The sequence below is a fragment of the Bacillus sp. CHD6a genome, assembly GCF_001293645.1.
In the GTDB taxonomy this organism is placed as follows: Bacteria; Bacillota; Bacilli; order Bacillales; family Bacillaceae_I; genus Sutcliffiella_A.
In genome coordinates this window covers 95,263-118,734 of the sequence record NZ_LBMD01000016.1, presented here as the reverse complement: position 1 = coordinate 118,734, position 23,472 = coordinate 95,263, and the positions used below count along the sequence as shown (strand labels likewise).

Genomic DNA, 23,472 nt, shown 5'->3' with positions numbered 1-23,472 from the left:
TCAATATTATCGTTTTGATTGCTGTGCTTGCCCCAATTTTTCTGTTTGTCTGCTATATTACTGAAAAGCTTGAGTATCGGTGATCACATTATAATAAGGAAGTGGGCAATAGTTGGAGTTATTGAGATTTTTTTACATATTAATCTACAAACGAAGTTTAACCGATGGGAATAAATGGATTATTGATAAATTGAACTGCTTTTTTGAATAATCGGAGAGGTTTTTTGACTAATTCAACCACTTTTTTGTATAATTCCCATCGTTTTTTGATCCTCTATGTGCATTCCGACACCCAACATTAAGTAATTGCGTCCACAAAAAAGACACCGGCCCAAAAACCGATGTCTTTTCTAATTTTCTTATTCTCAGCTCACGTCCTGCATCGTAAACTGCGCTTTAACTAAGTGATAATAGATGCCGCCATGATTCATCAACTTATCATGATTGCCTTGTTCCATGATATTCCCATGATCAAGAACAATGATGTTATCTGCTTCTCGAATAGTAGAAAGACGGTGAGCAATAATGATGGCTGTACGGCCTTTTAACAGTTGTTTAAGAGCCGTCTGAATCTTCACTTCCGTTTCCGTGTCGATACTAGCAGTTGCTTCATCTAAAATAATGATGCTTGGGTCTGCTAACAAAGCACGGGCGAAGGAAATCAGTTGTCGTTCACCAACTGACAAGACATTTCCTCTCTCCTCCACTTCTGTTTCATATCCATTTTTCAAACGTTCAATAAATTCATTTGCGCCTACAGCCTTGGCAGCCGCAATTACTTCTTCATCAGTAGCAGTAGGTCTGCCAAAGCGGATATTATCATTGATGGTTCCAGAGAAAATAAAGGTATCCTGCAATACTACACTGATTTGGGACCGCAGGCTTTGAAGAGAGATGTCACGGATATTATGTCCGTCAATCTTCACTTCTCCACCAGTTGCATCATAGAAACGTGATATCAAGTTGGCAATCGTCGTTTTACCGGAACCCGTATGACCAACCAATGCCACCGTTTGGCCTGCTTCCATTTTCAATGAAATGCGGTTCAAAGCAGTACGTTTACTGTCATAGGAGAACTCTACATCCTTGAATTCGATTTCTCCGTTAATGGAATCCAACTGAACGGCATTGTCTTTTTCATCCACAATTGGTTTTTCATCGAGGAATTCAAAAATACGTTCAGAAGATGCCATCCCGACAAGCAACATATTATATAGCTGACCTAATCTTGAGATTGGCTCCCAGAACATCCCCAAGTAAAAAGCAAAGGAGATGAAAACACCTACAGTTAACGTACTTGTGCCGCCTGTTAAACTTTGCTGTATGAGGTAAGCACCGTACCAAATAAGGATGGCGGTACCAACAGCATTTGTCATTTCAACGAACGGACGGAAAATGGCATTCTGTCTCGTTGCATTTTTCCAAGACTCAAAGTTTTCAGTATTAATACGGTCAAAGAACCCCATGTTCTCTCTTTCTTGCGTGAAGGATTGTGTAACACGAACCCCTTGTATACTTTCATTTAGATGAGAGTTAAGCATCGCTTGCTTAATACGAACATCCTGCCACGCCCTCCTGATTTTCCTGCGCAAGCTTGTGGAGATGAAGAACATAATCGGCAAAATGATTAATATGGCTGTAGCTAATTCAGGACTCAAGGTAAAGAGAATGACAACGATACCAATTAGTAAAATAAAGTCCATAAGCAAATTTATAACGCCGTTAGTGAACAATTCTTGCAAGGAATTAATATCATTCATGATCCGTACAAGGATGGATCCAGCGGAACGTTGATCAAAAAATCGGTGGGAAAGCCCTTGAACATGTGTAAATAAATGTTTTCTTAAATCATAAATGACGTTTTGACCGAGCATATTCATCCAACGTATCCTCAATGCGTTCGCCACATAGGATATGACATATAACACCGAAACAATCACTGCTAGTTGGACAAGCATATCCATGTCTTTTTGCTTGATGGCAACATCATATAAGTATTTACCAATGATAATTGGAATTGCTAATCGTACAGCTGTTGCAATTAACATCGTAATTACAGCCAATGGGAGCAAAGTTTTAGAATATGGTTTCATATAAGAAAACAGTCGCCACATCTGTTGCCAGTTAAAGGGCTTTTCAATTGCATTATCAGTAGAATAGTAGAATCTCTTTTTGACATTATCGTTTAATTCGATTTTCTGCTTTTTACGCATTCTGTTTCACCTGCCTTCAGTTAGTCTGAGCTTCCAAAACCGTTTTTTGGTCCTTGTACTGGATATCATAAATTCTTCGATATGCTCCATTTTTTTGAACAAGCTCGTCATGTGTACCTCGCTCCACTACTCTTCCTCCGTCTAATACGAGAATTTCATCAGCGTGTTTAAGAGAGGAAATACGGTGTGCGATGATAAAAGTTGTTCTCCCTGCCAAGGCAGCCTTTAGTTCTCTTTGAATATTAAACTCTGTCTGCATATCCACAGCACTTGTCGCGTCATCCAACACTAATATACTTGGATCTAGAATCAATGCTCGAGCGATGGCGATACGTTGTTTCTGACCACCAGAAAGACCCATTCCACGCTCTCCAAGCATTGTGTCGTAGCCGTCAGGAAGTTCCATGATAAATTCATGCGCCTGTGCCATTTTTGCAGCTCGAACGATTTCTTCTATAGAAGCATTCGGTCGTCCATAAGCGATATTTGACTTAATGGTGGAAGAAAATAAAAAGGACTCCTGCAACACAAATCCAATTTGATTTCTCAGTGAATACAACGAGTATTTATTGACTTCTTCTCCATCAATTAAAATACGGCCAGATTGTGGCTCATAAAACCTTGTGATAAGCTGTGTGATACTCGTTTTCCCAGAACCTGTGGCACCAATCAATCCAATTTGCTTACCAGGAGTTGCATCAAAGGATACATGTTCAAGGGCCGTCTTATCTTCATTTGGATAACGGAACGTAACATCTTCAAACGTCACATGCCCCTTTAGGTTTGGTGCATCTTTTGCATCCGGTGCATCTTGAATATCTTCTTCTGCTTCTAAAATCTCCAATAATCGTTCACCGGAAGCCTTTGCTTGTGAGAACTGATTGATAACAAAGCCTAAGTTGGCAATCGGCCAAACAATGTACCACACCAAACTGAAGAAGGCTACAAGTTTCCCTTCTGATAGCTGGCCTGTAATTACTAAATAACCTCCAAATCCAAGCAGACCTACCACACAGGCATTCCCGATGAACTCCATCAGCGGGAAAAACTTTGCCCAGACATTAGAGGTGGATATATATTTTTCTTTGTAGTCCACATTGGAGTTATTAAACTTATTGATTTGATAATCTTCACGTGATAAAGATTTCACCGTGTTAATCCCGCTGATATTCTCCTGTACATTTGTATTCAGTTTCCCGAAGGATTTACGGATTCCGCGGAATGCCGGGTGAACTCTTTTATCAAAGCGATACGTGACAAACGCCAGAAAAGGCATAGCTAACAGCGTGACAAAAGTTAAAGAAACCGAGTAATAGAACATCAACCCAAGACTTATTGTCACTAACAGAACAAACCTAATTAATTCGGCAAATCCAAATGATAGGAAAAACCTGAACCCCTCAACATCCGCAGTAAGCCTAGACATTAAGTCTCCTGTCTTGGCATTATCATAATAACGAAACGGTAGGAATTGCAGTTTTTCATACAGCTCGTTTCTTAAGCGATACACGGAACGTATTCCAAATAGGTCACCTAAAAATTGATTGAAATACGTAAATAACCCCTTTAAGGCCATAAGTCCAATGAATCCCAGTGCGATATATGGTACGTATTCAAATTGTTGTTTTTCAATAACTTCATCAATGGTAACCTGTAAGATAACAGGATAAATGACAGTGATGACCGTTACTAAAAGCAAAAATATCAATGAAATATAGAAATTTTTGCGATAAGGCCAATAAAACTCTTTAAGCTTCTTAAAAGTCTCCACATGTATTCCCTCCCTTTGTTAACTCATGCTGGAAAATATAAGATAGTATCTAATATATCGAGTTTCGAAATATTTATCCAGTCTTTTTTGGAAAAATTTAAATTATTTATACTATTATTTTATTAGGTTACTTAAGACATAGTAAGAGTCATGAAGTCGGATGTTTTCTAGATCTTTAGTCGGAGAAAAATGAACAACTTTAGAGTATATGAGGGAGGAGCCCCGAGTAGAATTCTTACACAAAAAATAAAAGGACCGCCAACGGTGGAGATCCTTTTTGTATCAATATCTTATTTTTCCATTTCACCTAAAACACGGTTAACACGTTTCTCGAGCATCTTCATTCCGCTGCCTCCAGCTTGGAAATGACGAAGATTTCCTTCTGCATCAAATACATAATAAGCAGGAACATATTGATTTTCAAACGCATCCGTCAATTTATGTTCACTGTCCACGAAAATCGGCTGCGTAATATCATGCTCACTTGCCGTCTTTTTAATGGAATCTAAGTTCAAGTCGTCTTCGGAGCGTGGCATGTGTACGGCAATTACATTAAGCTTATCCTTGTAGTTATCGCGAAACTCATTTACTTGCGGCATTGCTTCTTTACATAAATGGCAGCTGACAGACCAAAAATGGATAAGCGTTGGCTTTTCACCAATTAGCTCTTCTTTTGTTACCTCACCGTTCAACCATTCCGTCGCACCTGTCAACTCAGGCATTGGGGATCGCAATTTCATATTGAATACCTCCTATTTGATTATTATGTATTGCAAAGAAAAGGCCTAACGAAAACCGTTAGACCTTATTCTAGGTTGAACCAAATTATAATGTAGCTTGTCCAGGTTTCCAGTTAGCTGGGCAAAGTCCACCAGTTTGTAATGCTTGAAGAACACGTAGTGTTTCTTCTACATCACGGCCGATGTTGTTATGGAATACTGTTTGGTATTGAAGTTCGCCTTCAGGGCTGATGATGTATAGTCCGCGTAGCGCGATACCTTCGTCTTCAATTAGAACGCCGTAGTCACGAGATACAACGTGGTTTGTATCTGCAGCTAATGGATATCGTAATTCGCCAAGACCGTTGTCTTTGCGATCTGTGTTAATCCATGCTAAGTGAGTGTGGATAGTATCTGTAGATACTCCAATGATTTCTGCATCTAAGTCTTCGAACTCTTCGTAACGATCAGACATTGCAGTGATCTCAGTCGGGCAAACGAACGTGAAATCCATTGGGTAGAAGAAAAGAACTGTCCACTTATCGTTTTTCATATTCTCTTCCAAGCTTACTTTTCCAAATTCTTTGTTTGGTAATACAGCGTCCATTTCAAAACGTGGAGCTTGTTTACCTACCATGCGTTCTGCCATTTGTAAATCCCTCCAAGTTGTAATTTCAAATGAGAATATTAATAAAAAATTCTCATTTAGTTATTTAATCAACATCAACTATTATAAATCACTCTTTATTTTTAGTCAATGTTAAATGATAATTAATTTAATTAAGGAGTTAGAAGTAATGAATACAAGATCCAAATTCACCTTGTTGGTATTCCCTTTATGAATCGTGGTGATAAATGGGAATTTTTTCTCCCATCTAATACTACCATTCTTTCCTTTGAGAACAAAATAATAAGCTTTTTCCAGTTGTTTTCCGTAAATCATTTGGTTTTCACAAACGAATACTTTATAATGCGATATTAGGGCATAAATAATTTAAAGAAGGGAGTAATATTCAAATGGTATTTGACTTATCTGATATTGATTTTTACGCAATATTAACGGCATTAGGGATACTTGTCCTGAAACTTATTGTTATCCTTATTGTGTACGCAATTGTAAAATCAATTGGAACAAAGATTATTACACGTGGATTTGCAAGAGCTTCAGAAAAACAGGGTATTTCACCTGGAAGGGCAAAAACACTAGAAAAGCTGACAGTTAACATATTTACATATGCATTAATCTTTTTCCTCGTCATTATGGTTCTTGAAAATGTCTTTGCCGTGGAAACAACCGCTATTTTAGCAGGGGCAGGAGTTGTAGGTCTTGCTATTGGTTTTGGGGCACAAGGAATCGTCAGTGACGTTGTAACAGGTTTCTTCCTTTTACTAGAAAAACAAGTGGATGTAGATGATTATGTTACAACTGCTGGTTTTTCCGGTATCGTAGAAGAAGTTGGTCTACGCACAACAAAAATTAGGGATTTTGATGGTTCTTTGCACTATGTGCCAAACCGTGAGATCTCTAATTTGACCAACCATTCTCGCGGAAATATGAGAGCGCTGGTTGATATCGGCATCTCCTATGATGATAATATTGATCAAGCAATTGAAGTGTTGCAGCGTGTTTGTGAACAGGTTGCTTCTGAAGATGAAACAATTATTGAAGGCCCTAATGTAGTAGGTGTCCAAGGTCTTGGTGCTTCGGATGTTGTCATTCGAATCATCGCAAAAACCGAGAACATGCAACAGTGGGCAGTCGAGCGTAAATTACGCAAAACCCTCAAAGAAGCATTGGATGCTAATGGAATTGAAATCCCGTTTCCACATCAAGTTTATATTGAAAAGAAAGATTAGTTTTTTGAGAAGTCTAGAGTGGATACTCTGGACTTTCTTTTTGTTCTGATGTTGAAAAGTGATGGGTGGATTTGTGATACGTTTGTGTCTGGTCTGTTGCTTGGTTTGCTTGGTTGCTTGGTTGCTTGGTTGCTTGGTTGCTTTTTGTGTAGGTGGTAATGCTATATGTCCAAAGATATTGCGAAATTGACCGAAGATTTAACAAAATTGACCGAAGATTTTGCGAATTTGTCCAAAGTTTTGCCAAAAATGACCGAACCTCAAAACTGTTTGACCGAACCATATGTAAAAGTTGACCGAACTCAATGAAATATTGACCGAAGCCCATCAATCTTCCCCCATTAAATGTCCGAAGACCGCTGGGTAATGTCCGAACTAAATTTCCCCAACAAAAATAGAGCCATTTTCCTTCATAAATAAACTTTTTTCACTTTTCGGCCCTTAAAACTCCAAGGGATCTACCGTAACCACTTAACTAAACCGTCGCACATACCTCATCTCACCACTAAAAAAGAGCCATCTCGGCTCCTTTTTTAGTGGTTTATTCTGCTTTCTACCTGTTGGCAAATCTGATCTGCGGTCAGTCCGCTTGCTTCTATTACAGAACCAGCAGTGACACTATTGGAGATACCCATTACATTATTGTCGATTCCCGTAACAACGCAGCAGTCACACCCTTTTGCGTCGTTTTCATTCGTTAATTGAACAACATCGTATCCTTTTTGTTGCAACGCTTGTTGAACATCTGTTAAGGATTGTTCTACACCGATTTTTGGCATATGTAATCCACCTCCTCTTTGTTAATTTGGCTCGCGAACGCCAAATTATACAAGGAGGAAAATAAAAATGTCACTTTGATTTATAATTGAAATAAGAAATGAGCGTGCTTATAGCTACACCAATCGAATCTTCATTAGGATTCAATTTTGAATGATGAAGGCCATATGGGGATTCTGCTCCTAGCCAGAACATAAACCCAGGGATGTTCTCAATCATGTATCCATAATCTTCTCCGGTCATCGCCTCTTTACATTCTATGACTCGAACATTGGTGTTTTCCGATACATACTGCATAAACTCTTCGGTAAGAGCCGGATCATTGTCTACCTGATGGTACATGCTTCCGTAATCGATGGTTGTTTGGCAGTTATACCCCACTTCCACTCCGTGAACGAGAGCTTCAATCCGCTCTTTAACTTTTTTCATACTTTCAACTGACAGAGTACGAATCGTTCCTTCTAGTCTGGCGCGTTCCGCTATGATGTTTTGAACCGTTCCGCCAGTAATTTTCCCAACTGTAATAACGGCACTGTCTAGTGGATCAACATTCCGGGCTATGACTGTCTGTAATTGTGTAACAAGCGAACACGCGGCAACCACCATATCGTTTGTTTGGTGCGGATATGCTGCATGTCCTCCTCGCCCTTTTAAGTCGATAAAAAGTTCAGATGTATTAGCAAAAAGAAGTCCCTGTTTTGTAGCAATAGTACCGACTGGATATTCCGGTGCGATATGGAGAGCTACAATCATATCTGGTTTCCAAGCCTTAAAGACAGCCGATTTAATCATTGGCAAAGCACCACCTGGTCCCTCTTCTGCTGGTTGAAACATAAACAGGAGGTTATCAGATGCAGGATGCTGAGAAAAATGAGTCAGGATTCCCAGGGCAATACTCATATGCATATCATGTCCGCATGCATGCATCATTCCCTCATGTAAAGAAGGAAAGGATAAATCTGTTTCTTCTTCGATTGGCAGGCCATCAATGTCCGCTCTGTATCCAATTGTTTTAGAAGGATTAGTTCCTTGTACTCTCACAAATATTCCAGTTTCCCATGTTTTTACTTCTATATGATCCTGTGGCAGGTTTTGTATATAATGAAGCAAATATCCTTGTGTTTTTGTTTCTTGAAAGCCTTTTTCTGGAATTTGATGTAGATCTCTTCTTATTTGTATAAAAGGATTGATTAGATTCGACACGACTATCCCTCTCTTTCTAAGAAAAAGACGTGGAGTTAAGCACCCACGCCTTTTTCATCTCTACTATATTATAATTGACGAAGTTCTTGTTTAATTTCCGTTTTAGACTTCGTTTTTTCATCAATATCTTTTATTTTCTTTGCCGGTGTTCCAGCTACCACTGTGTATGGTGCCACGTCATCAATTACAATGGCTCCCGCAGCTACAACTGCACCTTTTCCAACTGTTACACCTTCTAGCACTACTGCATTTGCTCCAATAACAACATCATCTTCAATAACAACAGGCTTTGCAGAAGGCGGCTCAATTACGCCAGCAAGAACGGATCCTGCACCGATGTGACAGTTCTTACCGACTGTAGCGCGTCCACCAAGTACTACGTTCATGTCAATCATCGTTCCTTCTCCAACCACGGAACCGATATTGATAGAAGCACCCATCATGATAACAGCATTGTCCCCAATCTCTACTTGGTCACGGATGATTGCGCCTGGCTCGATACGAGCTTTGACACCTTTCATGTCAAGAAGAGGAATGGCAGAGTTGCGGCGATCATTCTCTACCACAAAATCTTCAATCTTTGCTTCGTTTTCTTTAAGAGCTACTTCAATTTCAGCCCACTCGCCAAATACAACTCCGCTATTGCCATTTAAGAAAGTTTTTGAAGAAGCACCAAAGTTGATACCTTCTACATCACCTTTCACATAAACCTTTACAGGTGTGGATTTTGTACTGTTTTGAATAAAAGAAATAATCTCGTTTGCGTCCATCATTTTCATTATGTAATTCCTCCCAAAACTATAAGTCTTTATCCCTTTACTCTATCAAACAACGAAAAGTGTGACAAGTAAAAAAATTATAGATTTTTGATAAATAAAGAATATCCGGACAAAACAGCCCGGCTCTATAAAAGTGAAAACTTTAGCCATTAGTTTAACGCCGCTGTTGATTTCCGCAAATGCTTCGCTTTCCTAGGGGCACTGTTAGAGCCTCCTCGGCTTCGCCGAGGCCACTGAAAAAGTCTTAGGTTTTGGAAATTGATAAACACCGCTGTTGATTTCCGCAAATGGCTTCGCTTTCCTAGGGGCGCTGCTGGAGCCTCCTCGGCTATGCCTGCGGGGTCTCCACCTAGCGCTATCTCCCTCAGGAGTCTTCGCCTTTTGCTCCAATCAACAGCTAGGAATAAATAAAAACTTTATTTTTTCTGTTTTTCAGTGGCCTCGCTTCGCCTGTGGGGTCTCCACCTAGCGCTATCTCCCTCAGGACAAGGAAGGCATAGGCAACGATTCATCGCACGAAGAAAATGCGTAGCATTTTCGAGGAGTCTCCGCCATTTGCTCCAATCAACAGCTAAGATTCAAAAGTATTAAAGGTTACTACTTTTTCAGCTATTCTGGTTAGTTTCTTTTCCTTTAACCTTGTATGAATGAGATTACCTTGTTGATTGGAGTGGAAGGCGCGTAGACGCCCGCGGGAGGAAGGGACAAGTGAGAACCCCGCAGGCAAGCGAAGCTCCTGGAAAACGGAAATCAACAGTACTATATATACTCTAATCCTTATGAAAAAGAGAGACTTATTCAGTCTCTCTTTTGGCAACCATTTTATCGTTTGTGCGTGCGATGAATTGAACTACTATCATTCCAATGATGAAGGTGAGAATGCTAATCACGTTTGTAAGCATGCTTTGTGAAAAGCCCGGGAAGACAATTAACGTCGACCCCATCACAAGGCCGATGATCGCGGCAAATGTTATTTTCGGAAAATGCTCCAACACGTATTTAATTAGTTTACTGGATATGATAAAACCAACCGCAACTCCTGCACCGATTGTAAGTATAATCGGTATGTTGATATCTTTGAGTGCTGCGATAGCTGTCGTATAGAAGCCTAGGATCAATAATACCATTGAGCCGCTAATACCAGGCAGAAGCATTGTCATACTGGCAATCCAACCAGCAAAAAATAGACTGATTGCTGAACTAACTGTTAGTGTTTCAATCACGGGTCTTGTAGATTCCTGCAAAAATGCCATGGAACCAACTAATACAAATGAAAGAATTAAAGCCAGATAGTGACGTTTTGTAAATGTTTGAAACATGTTAGATTCTTTGGTTAGTAATGGTAAAACTCCAATGATTAATCCTAAAAACAAAAACATAGTCGGTTGGGGATAGGTGTGTAACAAGTAATCGAGTAGGTGACTGAAAATAAGTAATGCACCCACGATACCGATACCTAGAGGGATAAGAAACTTTAGGTGTCTTAACCATTCTCTGCTGAAAATTCCGCTTATTGATTCAATAAGACGGTCGTAAATTCCTAGGATAAAAGCAATTGTTCCACCGCTTACACCAGGTATTACATCACTAATCCCCATTAACATACCGCGATAAATATTTTTCCATTCCATACAAGTGCTCCACCTTATAAGTAAGTCTAGTATCTCAAAGATATATATTACTATTTCTTTTAAATATAATCCAATATTATCTTAAAGAAGTTCGTTAATTACCTCCATGATGATATTCCTCTAATACTTCTAGAAATGCTTCCACCTGCTTTAAATTAAAGGAGGATTCATATCCAATCAACCATGTATCTCGGTGAAGGTTGGATACTTCATCTTCTTCAAGCGGAATCTTTTTGATGTTATCATAATCATCCTGTATGGTGATGGAAGGCAGGATAGCATAACCAATTCCATTTAGCGCCATCTGTTTACATGTCTCAATTTGATCTACTACAATGGTCCGCTTTGGTGGAGCCTGAAATTTTTTATGCCACCACACTTGAATTTCTTGATAATAGGTGGAATCACTCTTAAATTGGATAAAAGGTCGTTCCGTAAGTTCCAGTTCTGAAAGCTCTTTTATTTCTGTATCTACAAGATAAAGCTTGTCTCTAAGCAGATGTTTCTTTACTCCTTTCCATTCCGGGTTTCCCCGGATAATCCCCAAATGAACTTCATCTTCATACAAACTTTTTACAATATCACTGCTCCACCCTGTTACAAGAGAGACTTTGGCATTAGGATACTTTTGAATAAACCTTTTCAATACTTTCGGAAGCCAATATTGCCCGATGATTGTGGCCACAGCAATCTTTAAAGTGCCGTAGATTTCTTTATCAAGTGAGGTGATTTCTTCTCTTACCTTTGCTTCTTTTGTTAACACCTCTTCCGCAAATTCCACAATTTTCTCACCAGCAGGTGTAATCAGTAATCCTTTTTGCGTCCTGATAAATATCTTGGTATTCCAATTTTTTTCGATGGATTGCAAGCGTTGTGACAAAGCTGGTTGGGAAACAAACAACCGTTCAGAAGCTTTTCTCATATTTTTTTCTTTAGCCATTACCGATAATATTTGAAATTCTGATGTATTCATACACTACCCTCAATATAAGTTTTTCTTATAGTATATCTTAATTTTAATGTCATTTCATTATGACTATTATGCGCATAATATGAAGTAGAAGGACCAAGTTTCGTTGAAAGAAGGTGTCACCATGGAAACACCATATTACTATCTTACATTAATCGGCTTTATCGCTACATTTATAGGAACCTTAGGAGGAGGTGGTGGCCTCATCAACTTACCTTCCATGCTACTTTTGGGAGTACCTATTCACACTGCAATCGCATCCAATAAATTTTCTAATTCTTTCAGTTCGTTTACTAGCTTTTATACGATTTGGAAAAAGAAACAAGTAAACGTGAAACTAGGATTATCCATTGTGCCATTTACCATTATTGGAGGAATTTCTGGTGCTTTATTAGCCTCCTTTCTGACAGAGGAGATTTTGCTTAAAGTAGCGTTGGGTTTGTTGGTCATTGCCACCTTTCTTAATATCGTAAAATCGAAGATAAAGCGAAATGAAAATAATGGCACACCGTCCCCGCTGTTTTATCCAACATATATAGGAATAGGTGCCTTTGATGGACTATTCGGTCCAGGTCAAGCGACCCTACTTATGCATTCTTTCCTAACGGCAGGTCATTCTTTTCTATCCAGTATCGGACTCACGAGGCTACAAACTTTCGCAAGTTGTTTTGTTTCATTTATTGTTTACTTCTCCATGGGGTATTTTGATTGGAAGGTTGGGGTCGCACTTGGGTTAGGCTCTCTTCTAGGTGCACAAACTGCAATAAAACTGGCGAACAGACTGGCTTTTCTTCCGTGGCAGAAGATACTTAGCGCTTTCTCTATTTTTCTCATCGTCTACTTACTCTTAAAAATAATAGTTTAGCAACGAAAAGCGCCAGCTCTCTAGAAACAATTTCTTAAGAACTGGCGCTTTTTTAACTTTTCTTAGGCAAGAGCAATATTAAAATAAAGCTGATGACAGCAAACCCTGCAACAACAAGGTAAACCGTCTGAAGTGCGGTTGTTAATCCATCCTGAAGCAACACTCTCATGGATGCTGAAAGCTGATTGCGCTGGTCTTCATTTAGAAGGAGTGTCGTAGAATCTAAAGAAAATTCACCTAAAGCTCCATTTTCTTTTAAATGCGCCTGTATTCTGGAATTTAATATTCCACCTAACAGAGCTGCTCCTATGGTACTTCCCAGTGTTCTCATAAACATGTTGGATGCGGTTGCTACTCCTCGTTTTTGCCATGGAACTGTACTTTGTATAGAGACAATGAAGGCCGTTGTTGAAAAGCCCATACCCACACCAATCATAAAGGAACCAAAAGCGGCCCATACTGGTCCATCCTCAGGGCTTAATGTCATGAAAATGATGCTTCCCAGTATCAAGGCAACTCCACCAATAATGGAAGTCGTCCGAAATCCAATTCTTAACAAAAGCCTCCCAGCAATCATTGCTGCAATCGGCCACCCAATGGACATGGTAGTCAAGGTGAAACCCGCAACAATCGGCGGTCTCTCCATAACTCCTTGAACAAAGGCAGGTAAAAAACTAGAAATACCTATTAACATGACGCCCGTGGTCAATGATGTAATATTGGCAATTAGAATGGACCGTTCCTGCCAAATATCAAACGGCATCATCGGATCCTTCGCTCGCTTTTCTTGAAGAATAAAGAATATAAAGGCTATTGCCGATAGAGCTATAAGGCTAAGAACGGGAGTTGATAGCCACTCCCATCTTACACCGCCTTCTACCATGACAAACATGAATGAACTCACAGATACAAATAACAATCCCGCACCTGCATAATCAATCGAATGTTTCTTCTTTTCCACTCCTTCATGTAGGAAGAGATAAAGACCGATAATGGCTAAGATTCCTAAAGGGATATTTACCCAAAATACAAATCTCCAACTAACATACTGAACAAGCAATCCGCCAATAGCAGGTCCTAAGATTGCTGATATACCCCATACACTCGATAAATACCCTTGAATTTTTGCCCTTTCCTCTTTTGTGTACAGGTCCCCCACAATGGTCGATGCAATGGGCATAACGGCTCCTGCTCCAAAACCTTGAATAAATCGGAAAAAGATTAACATTTCAATGGAAGCAGCCATTCCACACAATAAAGATCCAATTAAAAAGACAATGATTCCAAATGTAAGTATTGGCTTTCTTCCAAACAAATCCGATAGTTTACCGTATATCAAAACGGTTACAGCATTCATTAATAAATAGGAAGAGAATACCCAACTGTATAAAGAGAATCCCCCAAGATCTGCAGCGATTGCAGGCATGGCTGTGGACACAATCGTCGCTTCGATGGCTGCCATGAACATCGCAAGCATAATAGCTGCCAGCACCAACGGCTTTTTCGTTTTGTTTGGTGAGGCTTGTTTCACTTCTTGCCTCTCAAGCGTTGCAGTTCCCATGTCTTTCCCTTCTCTCCTATGAATGGCACTAGAATTTCTCTTAAATAGATTTATTTCGTCACTCTATGTAAATTGTACCCTTTAACACATTTAATGCAACCTTCAACTGTAATAAAAAAAGACCCTATGCTTCCAGGTCTTTTTCCGTTTCATTCGTTTGAAAATGTGTATTTAATCTGTCTAGGATTGTACGGCGTGTGAGGATACCTTCAAAAACATCGTCTTCATCTTGCACACAAACAAAAGGATGGTCCACTAACAACTCCAAACCCTTCTCCACTGTGTCCGTAACATTTAAACAAGGTAGCTCTTTATTCATTACCTCTTCAACAATCATATGTTCCAGTTTATCAAATTCAATTCGCTCTAAACCAAGGATAGAATCCATAATATGGGTAGTGCTGACCAGACCATGCAACCTATATTTAGGATCAAGAACAGGTACAGCTGTATAACCTGTTTTAGTCAAAACCAATAATGCGTGTTCCAAATTGTTTTTTACTTGTACATGTGCCACACGTTCGGCAGGAATAATTAAATCTTTGATAGTTGCTCCTAATACTTTACTACTTTGGAGGCTGATCATAAATGTTCTTCCTCTCTTTATTTACTCTCTAATACTATATGCCACTTTGTGTAATTGACCATTATCATTGTAGCACAAATATAACTTGGACTCGAATTTTATCCTCAATAAAATGCTTATCTTTCTTCGACAAAAATAGACTTATGACAGGAAAATTTAAAAGAAAAACAAAAAAACTGCCTTATTTAGGCAGCTACAGGGAGAAAATCACTAGGAGATTTTGTCATACAATTCTATCAGTTTCTGATATGTTATTTTCTCAAGTTCTTTTTCCCCGACCTCTATATCATTTATTTCACTGATTACCAATTCCTTGGCTACATCAGTTGATATTAATAAGGTTACCAACAGATCTTTTTCTTCTTGAGTTAAAGTCACCATTGCAACATGCTCCATCCTTTCCATTATTGGTTTTACTTTGTATATCGGTTTGCATAACAGAAGGCAGTGTATGCATCCGGCTTTATTTTGGCATCCAAACCCATGGCTGTAATCCGACCTGTCATTTCCTGTATGAAATCTTTTGTAGCACCATTTTGTCCAATATCGAGATGAATTTCAAAATGGAAATCCGCTCCATGCTCCAAGTGCGGCAGCAACAGATTTTGTATCTTTTCTAATTTTTCCATTGTAAATAACATCGCAATTTCTTGACTTAATGCAGTTTCAAGCGAAATTTTTTCATGCAGGCTTCTAATGGCTCTATTTACGATGTATGGCCTTACACAACCCCATGCTCCCTTACCAACGCGATGCAGGTGGACTGCTGTCATGAATTTGGTCTCTTGTTGATAAACATGTGAATCTGTTCCAATCGATAGTAAGTATGGGGCTCTCACGTCTTTTTGGATAAACAAAAGGATTTTTTCATAAGCTTGTTCAAAAGTAAGGTAGCCGTGGGTAATATTTATAAACTTGCTGGGGTTATCCATTTATCCACTTCCTTTTCCGTACTTTCCCTTATACTTATATGTTCCTTTCTCCAAAAAAAGTAGTGTTTTCTTACGTTTAACGGTTTGGATGACAAATATATCTACATTATTGTCGCGATTATCAAAAATTTATACGTGATTTTCAATGATTTTTCAGTTGTAATATGGACAAACGGCATAAAAAAACCAGGCTGAGAATGAACAGCCTGGTTAACCTTTACTTGTTTGGATTTGTGACTTCGAATACGCACAATGTGGGCATCGATACATGACATTTTGATTTGAATGGGCAGTAAGTACTTTATCCATTTCTTCTTCGCGATTGCACTTAGGACAGTGAACCGTTGGCATCATGTAAACCACTCCTACTATAAATGACGTTGAAAATCTTCCTTAGAAACAAAAATATCATCTTTATCAATTGCTGTTGGATTTGCAAGCACTAAACCAATGTTGGTTGTAGATGCTTTATCGTCGACAATAGTAAATGGGATATTGTTTTCATTAGCAATCCGGATATATTTAGAAAGATGCATATAATCCAGATCTCCGTCCAGATAAAGTTTAGAAGAAGGGTACATCTTCATCAAATCCGAAATAGGTTTATAAGGTTTCTTTTGGATCACTTGACCGTTTGTTAATGCAAGAATAATCCGTTCGCGGAGCTGAGAGAGGTATTCCCTTCTCTCGCTTGGCTTTGTTTCAGGTGTTCCCTTTAACCCTCTATCTATATAATCATCAATGTTTTTACCCATCTTAGATCCCTCCATCATGAAATTCAGGTTTCCCTGTACTTCTTAGTGGATCAGGTCAAATATTTCAATGGCAATCATATCGATATTGTCAAATTGATACGTTTTAGGGTTTTCCCCTTTTAGGAATACTTCCAATTCATATGTATTGGTCTTATCAAAGAACTTCACGCTGCACACTTTTTCTCCATTTACTTCGAAAAAGCGTTGTGCTGGTTCATTTCCAGCTTCTGATGTTTCTTTTAAATCATTTAATCTTTTTACAATCCCTACTAATAGTGACATGTAACAACTCTCCTTCTATTCCTTCCTACCTATATCATTCACCTTGTTTTGGAAGGCCATTCGTATTTTTGTACAAAACCTTTCAATATCCGGTAAAATAAAGGTAGGAATATTAATATTATAGTGTTCGTACATAACTTCCCTTTTATTGTAGTCTAAAATGACGAATAAAACATGCGAAGTTGTGAAATTTTTCTTACGAGGAGCTGTATCCATGAAAATAACCGTCTACACTCAACCTGATTGTCCCCCTTGTCAGGTGGTCAAACAATTCTTAACACACCATAATATCTCCTATAAGGTGATTGACATCTCTGAGGATCTACAAGCAAGAGATTATTTAGTACATGATCTACAGTCATATTCCACTCCTACTGTAACAGTCGATGAGCAGGTTGTAAAAGGATTTGACCTGTCAAAGCTGCAAAGTTTATTAGGCATTACGGAATAGTCTCGAAAGTGATTTTGCAAGAGAATACATCATACCACTAATAAGATGATAGAAGAAAGCTTTTTATTTGCTTTCACTAAAAAAAGAGCGTGCGATTACGCTCTTTTTTTGTATGTCACCTTGTTACGAGGAAGCTATCTTTATTAAAAGCATGAAATAAATGAGAAACCATCATCGATATGGTATTTGGGAAGGAATGAAAAAAAGGATTTGCTAACATTCCAATGGTATAAGTATTGTTTATACTAACATTTGCTTTGGAGAATGTTTTGACTATATTTGCTTCTTGTTCCTCTTCATTGCTTTTCACAAATTCTGGAGTCTCATATTCAAAACCATAGTCTGTCACTTTCCAGCCAGAGGATGTTTCTTTTATTTTTACATACTCATAGTGATCATCATAAAGGCTTGGCATATCCTCTTCTGACGCAAAAAATTCATAAACAATAAACTCTCCATCTTGCTCACTTATCACTCTTGTTTCTTCATCATAGCTAAAGAAAGGAATGTAATATGCAGGAAAATCAGTACCGTATGTTATATAACCTGCTTCTTCTTTAAATAAATGCTCTTTAAGAAAAGATTGTTGATACTCTTTTGTAAAGTAAGGATCTAGTAGCTGATTGATTTCCTCTAAGGAATGGTGTTTTTCTCCCAATGAAACCTGTGATTGAAAGGCATCATTCAAATAGGAATATACTTCGTAATCTTCAGGCGATTGTTCTGCACTAGCATTGCTTGAGCCGAAAATAATGATGGTTATAAGGGCAAAAATTCCTGTCATATTTTTAAGCAATCCATTCTCCTCCTCAGATGATGTGATCTAATTGTATCAAGAACAGAGCGGACAAGGGTTTGTAACCGTTCGAAAAATTACGTTGAAAACTGACAAATTATTCACTTTCTCTACCTCTACCCTTCTGCCCCATCTGCAAACACAAAAAACCCTTACAATTTTTGTAAGGGTTCCCCACTACTACCAATTAGAATTAAGTGCAACATATACGATATACAACAATATTAATACTGTCGCTATTAATAAGGCTACAAAAACAGGATTTTTCATTACATAATGATCTTGAACTTTTTCACTAATGGAAGAATCCTGGGTTGTTGCCTGAGTACTTTCCTGACGCCCTAACCTATACGTGTATACCATAGCGCCAGCAACAATAACTAATGCTAAAATAGCCAAAATAAAGTCAAAAGAACCCATTTTAATCACCTCACCGAACAAACTATACTCTTAAGGTAAACAAACGGATAATTTCTATACACTGCTTATAGAAGATCCTGGTTTTCATATAAATACTCATAAGAAATATCGACATAAAGGAAGCGGTTTTTTGTAATAAGACAAGAATAAGTTCGAACACTTTGACCTGATTCAATATCACTGTACAAGTCCGATATAATTCCTTTTTTCTCCATACTCATTTTCATAATATGTTCGAGAAAGTAAGGTCTCCAACTCCAATTCTTCCCTCTATATTGACTGTCTGCTTTCCACTTTCCATTCTCTCTTAAAAGATTGGGAGAAAGCTGGAATCCATTTTCGTCACATATATACATACGGAAGCTAATATTGTCCAGTTCCTCCGCTATCGAGTGAAGCCAGTCATCATAATCTTTTAGATTATGCCCTTTTAAAAGGAGTGGGTGAAGTCTAGTTTGGAGCATTCCTGTAAACTGATGAATAGCTTGTAGTTTTCTTTTTTCATAACGAATAAATTGTTGGAACTTCTCAACAAGCATTTTTTTGGAATGGTTGATGTCAATAAAAACCGGACCAGGTTTATGTAGATAGTAACCTTGATAAAACCTTCCACCATTTCTCCAAGCATATTGCAATTGAAAAGAAGCTTCCATGTTCTCATACATTAATGCAGCTCCTATTTTCCTTGATAAAATAGATAAAGAGTGTAAGATATCTTGATGAGCTGCCACTTCATGTGATTGACGAAGAATTTCTAGATTAACTTTTAGTATATTCGGGTTCAAGCGTCCAATTCGGTCCATGTTTGTACCAGTGTCCCCGATATTAGCCACGGAAAGTTGTATACCATAGGTTCTATAGTAATTAAAGAGGTGCTGAAGATATTCTTCTCCTTCTTTAGAAGAATGTTCGTCTATTTCAATTACAATATTTTCTAACCTTAATCCTTTTGGAGCATATGACAGAAAAAGTTCTAGCAATGATTCACCTTGGTCTTCCAAAAGAAGGTTTGCGTTTTGATTGAAGAATAATTTTAACGTACAATCTTGTTCGATATAGTAGGTTAAAGCTTTATTGATCAATACCTTATCTACTTCGAGTTGGTATTCGCCAGGTACTGTGTGGTCATGAAAAAAAGACCCTAAACTCATCACATCACCGTTTTCCAACTGAAACCTTCCTAGTACTTCATATCCAATTACTTCTTGGGCATCTGCACTAAAAATTGCTTGAAAATAAGGGGTGACCTTTTCGATATTTGTCATAATATCAAGTGGATCCATCTCGTTCTCCCCTTTGTCTTGTTTGGAACGATTATATCATGTTATAGGGCAGATTATGACGTGGAAATAGTAACGAGCTATGATATTTTATTGAAATCTTTTAGGAATTTTTAATTCTTGTCCAATTTTCAAACAATCAGTATCTAAATTATTTAATTGGCGGACTGACTCTCGTGAAATGTCGTATCTTTGTGCTATCTTTAACAAACTATCTGAAGTAACCACAGTATGAAGGTAGCATGGCACTTTAAGATTCATCCCAGTGAAAATGGTATCACTTTCAAGGTGATTAACCTTTTTTAGGCTATTTTCGTCAACCGAAAACATTTGTGATATATCTTTTAACGTTTCATTATGTTTCACCTGATAACTTCCACAAGCTTGTCCTTCCAAAAGTTCTCTAGTAGCTCCATTCTTTTCATCCAGTACAGCTATGAGAAATTGTTGGAATTTGACCCGATAGCTGTTTACAACCGTTCCTTTTGGCAATACATCCGAGGCTAATTTCCTTGCTGCATCTAACAGGTTTCTTCTTTTTGATAACTTTTCATGGTTGCCAGCGTATTCAACAGAGCACTCATAGAATGCTTCTGTAGGGTTTATATATACTGTCAGTTCTTTGTTTTGTTCGTCCCAGTCATACTTGTAATAGATACTCATTAGGTTTCCTCCTTGGTGTTTCTGCTTAGTATGAGCAAAACAGGTATACAAGTATGAAAAAAAGCCCGGTAAAGCAATAAAAAATTGCTTTACACGAGCTTTGTTAACTAAATTACATAGCTGGTGGTTTCTGCAAATGGCTTCTCTTTCCAAGAGCATGCTCATTTTTTTTGCTGAGGGGTCTCAAGCTACCGCTATCTCCCTCAGGAGTCTATGCCTTTTGCTCCTATCCACAGGTTTAAACCACTAATAATTAAAACGGGAATGGATGGAGCCATTGGCCGCCGTCCATTGTTACACATTCTCCGTTTATGTATGCAGCCTTTTCAGAGCTCAGGAAAAATGCTAATTCAGCAATTTCTTCAGGTGTTCCAAAACGCTTCAATGGTACACTGGCCGCAACTTTTTTAGCCTCTTCCTCAGACTGCATCAATTTGTCTGCACCACCAGTTCTTTCGATTGGACCTGGAGCGATTGCATTCACTCGAATTCCGTATTTCGTCCCCCACTCCACTGCAAGTGTTCTCGTAAGGGATAGGACTCCTGCCTTGGCCGCAGCTGAATGCACCACACCCGCTCCTGCGTTCCAAGCATAGGTGGCAACCATGTTGATCATACTGCCTTTACGATTTCGTTCCATCCAATAATTCCCTACTGCAGAGCTACAATAAAAGGTTCCATTTAAGACGATGTCAATGACGGACTTCCAGCCATTCACAGATAGTTTTTCAGCTGGACAAATAAAGTTCCCTGCTGCATTGTTGACCAGCACATCAATTCTTCCAAAAGCTTCATCCGTCAACTTGACCATTCTTTCCACATGCTCAGGCTCCCTAACATCCATTTGCACAGTCAAGACCTCTCCATCGTGCCCTTCAATTTCTTCTTTAGCTTGCGCAAGTCGATCAAGATCACGTCCGGTAATGACCACATTATAACCTTCTTGCGCGAACTTCAACGCCATATATTTCCCCATACCACTAGAACCACCGGTAATGATGGCAACTTTCTTTTCTCCCATAAAATCTCCCCCAATCCTATGTCTCTATACTATTCTAACCTAATGTTCAAAATAATCAAAATGTTTTATAAAATCCATTCGAAAAGTTTCCATTAAAAGTAGAATGATAGAAAGAGAAATTCACCTCTAATTGGTGCTATAATGAGTGATATTATGATAGGTTAGGTTGGTATGACTATGAGTAAATTAACAAGAAGAGCCTTTTTTAAACGAATCTTTACGATAGTTTTCACTGCTTTACTTACAAGTGGTGCAGGTTATTTCTATGCTAGATATATAGAACCAAAGCAAATGAACAAATTAAAACATATCATTAAACATCCAAGCATCCCTAAAAGCTTTTCCGGAATAAAGATTGCTCAATTTTCAGATACACATATTGGTCACCATTTTGGGCAAGCTGAATTGGAAAAAGTGGTTCGTCTAATTAATGAAGAGGAACCCGATATCGTCTTCTTTACAGGTGACCTAATGGACAACCCATTAGAATACGATGGGTCATACAACTTAATAAATATATTAAAAAAGATCGAAGCTCCCCTTGGAAAATTTGCAATTTACGGAAATCACGATCATGGTGGTTACGGGACGGAGACTTACGAGGAAATCATGGAGTCCTCTGGTTTCACTGTGTTGAAAAATGAAAATACTAAGGTTGAATTAATAGATAAAAGTCAAATATTCATTGCTGGAGTGGATGATTTGATGCTTGGAAGACCTGATTTTAATGTAACGCTACGTGGTATTCCTGAAGACGCTTATACGATACTATTAGCTCATGAAGGAGATGCAGCTGATTCCATAGCAGAGCAGTTTCAAGTAAATCTACAGCTGTCCGGACATTCTCATGGAGGACAAGTACAAATTCCTTTTTTCGGCCCATTAATTACTCCACCTCTTGGAACTAAATTTTATGAAGGTTTTTATCATTTGGATGGATTGACCTTATATGTGAATAAGGGTTTAGGCACGACAAGAGAACCTTATCGCTTTTTAGCCCCGCCAGAAATAGCATTCTTTACCCTTGAACGTCAATAAATGGGCTACCGCGTACAAGCGCATACCTATTCGCATTGCCATACATTATAGTGACCCTATAAAGGAGGCATATGTCTATGTATCGAAACTACCAAAATAACAGATTAATTGGGGGATTCGGGTTTCCTTTTTTTCCGTTTTTAGGGGGATTGGCAGTAGGTACTCTTTTAGCTCCTAGACCTTATTACCCACCATACCCTTATTATGGACCATACCCTGGACCTTATCCTGGACCTTACCCAAGACCTTACCCACCTAATCCTTATTATAGATAATGGACTGATCGAAACCTAAAGCCGCTGCACTTTTTGCACGGCTTTTTTCAGATGATTGTTATCAAGCATTAAAAAAATTTGTAATGAAAGAGGTGAGTTGGGTGGCTGTACATGTAGTGAGGAAAGGAGAGACACTAAGTTCTATCTCGTTGGATTACCGACGGCCTTTAGCTGAGATTTTGTCTGTCAATGCCATTTTAAATCCTAATATCATCTATCCTGGTCAACAAATCATCATTCCAGGTCTTCCTAATGCAGATACCATTCCCTATTCCATTGAAATATCCATTGCAAATAGGAAGCTTGTACTGAAAGAAGATGGGGTTATTGTCAAATCATTTCCTATTGCAGTAGGCAGAATGCTCTTTGAAACTCCAGTTGGCAACTATATTATCGTAAATCGACAACCTAACCCTGGTGGCCCATTTGGTGCAATGTGGCTTTCCCTCTCCAAACTATCGTATGGTATTCATGGAACAAACGATCCCAGCTCTATTGGAAAAGCTGTCTCTCGTGGATGTGTGCGAATGTATAACCAAGATGTCCTACAACTTGCATCAATCGTACCAAACGGGACACGTGTGATCATTCGCCCTCAATAACATTTACATTCCAAATCTACCAAAT

29 protein-coding genes are annotated in these 23,472 nt (G+C 38.5%); 6 read left to right on the top strand and 23 right to left on the bottom strand.

Features of this window, described 5'->3' with window-relative positions:
• Positions 1-365 precede the first annotated feature (365 nt).
• The 5 genes from AAV98_RS13430 to AAV98_RS13410 form a co-directional block, all read right to left on the bottom strand.
• Entirely contained in the window at positions 366-2,213 is a 1,848-nt protein-coding gene (locus AAV98_RS13430) for an ABC transporter ATP-binding protein (RefSeq protein WP_060666082.1), read from the bottom strand.
• A 16-nt stretch (positions 2,214-2,229) separates the two neighbouring features.
• On the bottom strand, positions 2,230-3,984 hold the full coding sequence (locus AAV98_RS13425; protein ID WP_060666081.1) for an ABC transporter ATP-binding protein: 1,755 nt from the start codon (positions 3,982-3,984) through the stop codon (positions 2,230-2,232).
• A gap of 290 nt (positions 3,985-4,274) precedes the next feature.
• Positions 4,275-4,724, bottom strand: a complete 450-nt coding sequence (locus AAV98_RS13420; RefSeq protein ID WP_060666080.1) for a TlpA family protein disulfide reductase — start codon at positions 4,722-4,724, stop codon at positions 4,275-4,277.
• Positions 4,725-4,809: 85 nt separating this feature from the next.
• Positions 4,810-5,352 (bottom strand): peroxiredoxin, encoded by a 543-nt coding sequence (locus AAV98_RS13415; RefSeq protein ID WP_010192747.1) that lies wholly within the window; start codon positions 5,350-5,352, stop codon positions 4,810-4,812.
• Between the two features lie 111 nt (positions 5,353-5,463).
• Positions 5,464-5,646: a hypothetical protein gene (locus AAV98_RS13410; RefSeq protein WP_060666079.1), complete on the bottom strand. Its 183-nt coding sequence runs from the start codon at positions 5,644-5,646 to the stop codon at positions 5,464-5,466.
• Between the two features lie 74 nt (positions 5,647-5,720).
• Here AAV98_RS13410 and AAV98_RS13405 point away from each other — a divergent pair, with 74 nt between their 5' ends.
• A complete protein-coding gene (locus AAV98_RS13405) occupies positions 5,721-6,560 on the top strand; it encodes a mechanosensitive ion channel family protein (protein ID WP_060666078.1) in 840 nt (279 codons plus the stop codon).
• Positions 6,561-6,573: 13 nt separating this feature from the next.
• Here AAV98_RS13405 and AAV98_RS20285 read toward each other — a convergent pair whose 3' ends face one another.
• The 6 genes from AAV98_RS20285 to AAV98_RS13380 form a co-directional block, all read right to left on the bottom strand.
• Positions 6,574-6,888, bottom strand: coding sequence for a hypothetical protein (locus tag AAV98_RS20285; RefSeq protein ID WP_156317772.1), 315 nt, complete (start codon positions 6,886-6,888; stop codon positions 6,574-6,576).
• 205 nt (positions 6,889-7,093) lie between these two features.
• On the bottom strand, positions 7,094-7,339 hold the full coding sequence (locus AAV98_RS13400; protein ID WP_060666077.1) for a YkuS family protein: 246 nt from the start codon (positions 7,337-7,339) through the stop codon (positions 7,094-7,096).
• Between the two features lie 70 nt (positions 7,340-7,409).
• Positions 7,410-8,540, bottom strand: coding sequence for an N-acetyldiaminopimelate deacetylase (locus tag AAV98_RS13395; protein ID WP_060666076.1), 1,131 nt, complete (start codon positions 8,538-8,540; stop codon positions 7,410-7,412).
• Between the two features lie 68 nt (positions 8,541-8,608).
• Positions 8,609-9,319, bottom strand: a complete 711-nt coding sequence (gene dapD, locus AAV98_RS13390) for a 2,3,4,5-tetrahydropyridine-2,6-dicarboxylate N-acetyltransferase (RefSeq protein WP_060666075.1) — start codon at positions 9,317-9,319, stop codon at positions 8,609-8,611.
• A 794-nt stretch (positions 9,320-10,113) separates the two neighbouring features.
• Entirely contained in the window at positions 10,114-10,950 is an 837-nt protein-coding gene (locus AAV98_RS13385; RefSeq protein ID WP_060666074.1) for a DUF368 domain-containing protein, read from the bottom strand.
• 94 nt (positions 10,951-11,044) lie between these two features.
• Complete coding sequence (locus AAV98_RS13380) at positions 11,045-11,923, bottom strand: LysR family transcriptional regulator (protein ID WP_060666073.1); 879 nt, start codon at positions 11,921-11,923, stop codon at positions 11,045-11,047.
• Between the two features lie 121 nt (positions 11,924-12,044).
• Here AAV98_RS13380 and AAV98_RS13375 point away from each other — a divergent pair, with 121 nt between their 5' ends.
• A complete protein-coding gene (locus tag AAV98_RS13375) occupies positions 12,045-12,785 on the top strand; it encodes a sulfite exporter TauE/SafE family protein (protein ID WP_156317770.1) in 741 nt (246 codons plus the stop codon).
• Between the two features lie 52 nt (positions 12,786-12,837).
• On the opposite strand, the gene AAV98_RS13370 is transcribed toward AAV98_RS13375, so the two are convergent.
• The 7 genes from AAV98_RS13370 to AAV98_RS13345 all read right to left on the bottom strand — a co-directional run bounded on the left by AAV98_RS13370 (position 12,838) and on the right by AAV98_RS13345 (position 16,901).
• Positions 12,838-14,346 (bottom strand): MDR family MFS transporter, encoded by a 1,509-nt coding sequence (locus AAV98_RS13370; protein WP_060666071.1) that lies wholly within the window; start codon positions 14,344-14,346, stop codon positions 12,838-12,840.
• Positions 14,347-14,470: 124 nt separating this feature from the next.
• Entirely contained in the window at positions 14,471-14,932 is a 462-nt protein-coding gene (gene cbpB / locus AAV98_RS13365) for a cyclic-di-AMP-binding protein CbpB (protein ID WP_060666070.1), read from the bottom strand.
• 210 nt (positions 14,933-15,142) lie between these two features.
• Positions 15,143-15,313, bottom strand: a complete 171-nt coding sequence (gene abbA, locus AAV98_RS13360) for an antirepressor AbbA (protein ID WP_148986691.1) — start codon at positions 15,311-15,313, stop codon at positions 15,143-15,145.
• A 32-nt stretch (positions 15,314-15,345) separates the two neighbouring features.
• Complete coding sequence (locus tag AAV98_RS13355) at positions 15,346-15,864, bottom strand: ribonuclease H-like YkuK family protein (protein ID WP_060666068.1); 519 nt, start codon at positions 15,862-15,864, stop codon at positions 15,346-15,348.
• Between the two features lie 210 nt (positions 15,865-16,074).
• On the bottom strand, positions 16,075-16,218 hold the full coding sequence (locus tag AAV98_RS20595) for a hypothetical protein (RefSeq protein WP_168864073.1): 144 nt from the start codon (positions 16,216-16,218) through the stop codon (positions 16,075-16,077).
• A gap of 14 nt (positions 16,219-16,232) precedes the next feature.
• Positions 16,233-16,619, bottom strand: a complete 387-nt coding sequence (locus AAV98_RS13350; protein ID WP_060666067.1) for a YueI family protein — start codon at positions 16,617-16,619, stop codon at positions 16,233-16,235.
• 42 nt (positions 16,620-16,661) lie between these two features.
• The gene (locus tag AAV98_RS13345; RefSeq protein WP_010192712.1) at positions 16,662-16,901 is read right to left on the bottom strand and encodes a YkuJ family protein; all 240 of its coding nucleotides are present in this window, start codon (positions 16,899-16,901) and stop codon (positions 16,662-16,664) included.
• Positions 16,902-17,115: 214 nt separating this feature from the next.
• Between AAV98_RS13345 and AAV98_RS13335 the strand changes: the two genes are divergently transcribed.
• Complete coding sequence (locus tag AAV98_RS13335) at positions 17,116-17,352, top strand: glutaredoxin domain-containing protein (RefSeq protein WP_060666065.1); 237 nt, start codon at positions 17,116-17,118, stop codon at positions 17,350-17,352.
• 115 nt (positions 17,353-17,467) lie between these two features.
• Here AAV98_RS13335 and AAV98_RS13330 read toward each other — a convergent pair whose 3' ends face one another.
• From AAV98_RS13330 to fadH, 5 genes are all read right to left on the bottom strand, one after another.
• Positions 17,468-18,148 (bottom strand): DUF3993 domain-containing protein, encoded by a 681-nt coding sequence (locus AAV98_RS13330; protein WP_060666064.1) that lies wholly within the window; start codon positions 18,146-18,148, stop codon positions 17,468-17,470.
• 180 nt (positions 18,149-18,328) lie between these two features.
• Positions 18,329-18,568: a hypothetical protein gene (locus AAV98_RS13325; RefSeq protein ID WP_060666063.1), complete on the bottom strand. Its 240-nt coding sequence runs from the start codon at positions 18,566-18,568 to the stop codon at positions 18,329-18,331.
• A gap of 65 nt (positions 18,569-18,633) precedes the next feature.
• Positions 18,634-19,851 carry an EAL domain-containing protein gene (locus tag AAV98_RS13320; protein ID WP_060666062.1) on the bottom strand — a complete coding sequence of 406 codons (1,218 nt, stop codon included), beginning with the start codon at positions 19,849-19,851 and terminating at the stop codon, positions 18,634-18,636.
• 87 nt (positions 19,852-19,938) lie between these two features.
• Entirely contained in the window at positions 19,939-20,511 is a 573-nt protein-coding gene (locus tag AAV98_RS13315) for a LysM peptidoglycan-binding domain-containing protein (RefSeq protein WP_060666061.1), read from the bottom strand.
• Positions 20,512-20,764: 253 nt separating this feature from the next.
• Complete coding sequence (fadH, locus tag AAV98_RS13310; protein ID WP_060666060.1) at positions 20,765-21,532, bottom strand: 2,4-dienoyl-CoA reductase; 768 nt, start codon at positions 21,530-21,532, stop codon at positions 20,765-20,767.
• A 177-nt stretch (positions 21,533-21,709) separates the two neighbouring features.
• On the opposite strand from fadH, the gene AAV98_RS13305 reads away from it, so the two are divergent.
• The 3 genes from AAV98_RS13305 to AAV98_RS13295 all read left to right on the top strand — a co-directional run bounded on the left by AAV98_RS13305 (position 21,710) and on the right by AAV98_RS13295 (position 23,447).
• The gene (locus tag AAV98_RS13305; protein WP_082380891.1) at positions 21,710-22,570 is read left to right on the top strand and encodes a metallophosphoesterase; all 861 of its coding nucleotides are present in this window, start codon (positions 21,710-21,712) and stop codon (positions 22,568-22,570) included.
• A gap of 77 nt (positions 22,571-22,647) precedes the next feature.
• Positions 22,648-22,845, top strand: coding sequence for a hypothetical protein (locus AAV98_RS13300; protein ID WP_197284295.1), 198 nt, complete (start codon positions 22,648-22,650; stop codon positions 22,843-22,845).
• Positions 22,846-22,946: 101 nt separating this feature from the next.
• Complete coding sequence (locus tag AAV98_RS13295) at positions 22,947-23,447, top strand: L,D-transpeptidase family protein (RefSeq protein ID WP_156317768.1); 501 nt, start codon at positions 22,947-22,949, stop codon at positions 23,445-23,447.
• Positions 23,448-23,472: the final 25 nt, after the last annotated feature.

Bases quoted from the DNA above. Each gene is read 5' to 3' on its own strand.
- AAV98_RS13430 (WP_060666082.1), bottom strand. From the start codon at position 2,213: ATGCGTAAAAAGCAGAAAATCGAATTAAACGATAATGTCAAAAAGAGA.
- AAV98_RS13420 (WP_060666080.1), bottom strand. From the start codon at position 4,724: ATGAAATTGCGATCCCCAATGCCTGAGTTGACAGGTGCGACGGAATGG.
- AAV98_RS13415 (WP_010192747.1), bottom strand. From the start codon at position 5,352: ATGGCAGAACGCATGGTAGGTAAACAAGCTCCACGTTTTGAAATGGAC.
- AAV98_RS13410 (WP_060666079.1), bottom strand. From the start codon at position 5,646: ATGATTTACGGAAAACAACTGGAAAAAGCTTATTATTTTGTTCTCAAA.
- AAV98_RS13405 (WP_060666078.1), top strand. From the start codon at position 5,721: ATGGTATTTGACTTATCTGATATTGATTTTTACGCAATATTAACGGCA.
- AAV98_RS20285 (WP_156317772.1), bottom strand. From the start codon at position 6,888: ATGGGCTTCGGTCAATATTTCATTGAGTTCGGTCAACTTTTACATATG.
- AAV98_RS13400 (WP_060666077.1), bottom strand. From the start codon at position 7,339: ATGCCAAAAATCGGTGTAGAACAATCCTTAACAGATGTTCAACAAGCG.
- dapD (WP_060666075.1), bottom strand. From the start codon at position 9,319: ATGAAAATGATGGACGCAAACGAGATTATTTCTTTTATTCAAAACAGT.
- AAV98_RS13385 (WP_060666074.1), bottom strand. From the start codon at position 10,950: ATGGAATGGAAAAATATTTATCGCGGTATGTTAATGGGGATTAGTGAT.
- AAV98_RS13380 (WP_060666073.1), bottom strand. From the start codon at position 11,923: ATGAATACATCAGAATTTCAAATATTATCGGTAATGGCTAAAGAAAAA.
- AAV98_RS13375 (WP_156317770.1), top strand. From the start codon at position 12,045: ATGGAAACACCATATTACTATCTTACATTAATCGGCTTTATCGCTACA.
- AAV98_RS13370 (WP_060666071.1), bottom strand. From the start codon at position 14,346: ATGGGAACTGCAACGCTTGAGAGGCAAGAAGTGAAACAAGCCTCACCA.
- cbpB (WP_060666070.1), bottom strand. From the start codon at position 14,932: ATGATCAGCCTCCAAAGTAGTAAAGTATTAGGAGCAACTATCAAAGAT.
- abbA (WP_148986691.1), bottom strand. From the start codon at position 15,313: ATGGTGACTTTAACTCAAGAAGAAAAAGATCTGTTGGTAACCTTATTA.
- AAV98_RS13355 (WP_060666068.1), bottom strand. From the start codon at position 15,864: ATGGATAACCCCAGCAAGTTTATAAATATTACCCACGGCTACCTTACT.
- AAV98_RS20595 (WP_168864073.1), bottom strand. From the start codon at position 16,218: ATGATGCCAACGGTTCACTGTCCTAAGTGCAATCGCGAAGAAGAAATG.
- AAV98_RS13350 (WP_060666067.1), bottom strand. From the start codon at position 16,619: ATGGGTAAAAACATTGATGATTATATAGATAGAGGGTTAAAGGGAACA.
- AAV98_RS13345 (WP_010192712.1), bottom strand. From the start codon at position 16,901: ATGTCACTATTAGTAGGGATTGTAAAAAGATTAAATGATTTAAAAGAA.
- AAV98_RS13335 (WP_060666065.1), top strand. From the start codon at position 17,116: ATGAAAATAACCGTCTACACTCAACCTGATTGTCCCCCTTGTCAGGTG.
- AAV98_RS13325 (WP_060666063.1), bottom strand. From the start codon at position 18,568: ATGGGTTCTTTTGACTTTATTTTGGCTATTTTAGCATTAGTTATTGTT.
- AAV98_RS13320 (WP_060666062.1), bottom strand. From the start codon at position 19,851: ATGGATCCACTTGATATTATGACAAATATCGAAAAGGTCACCCCTTAT.
- AAV98_RS13315 (WP_060666061.1), bottom strand. From the start codon at position 20,511: ATGAGTATCTATTACAAGTATGACTGGGACGAACAAAACAAAGAACTG.
- fadH (WP_060666060.1), bottom strand. From the start codon at position 21,532: ATGGGAGAAAAGAAAGTTGCCATCATTACCGGTGGTTCTAGTGGTATG.
- AAV98_RS13305 (WP_082380891.1), top strand. From the start codon at position 21,710: ATGAGTAAATTAACAAGAAGAGCCTTTTTTAAACGAATCTTTACGATA.
- AAV98_RS13300 (WP_197284295.1), top strand. From the start codon at position 22,648: ATGTATCGAAACTACCAAAATAACAGATTAATTGGGGGATTCGGGTTT.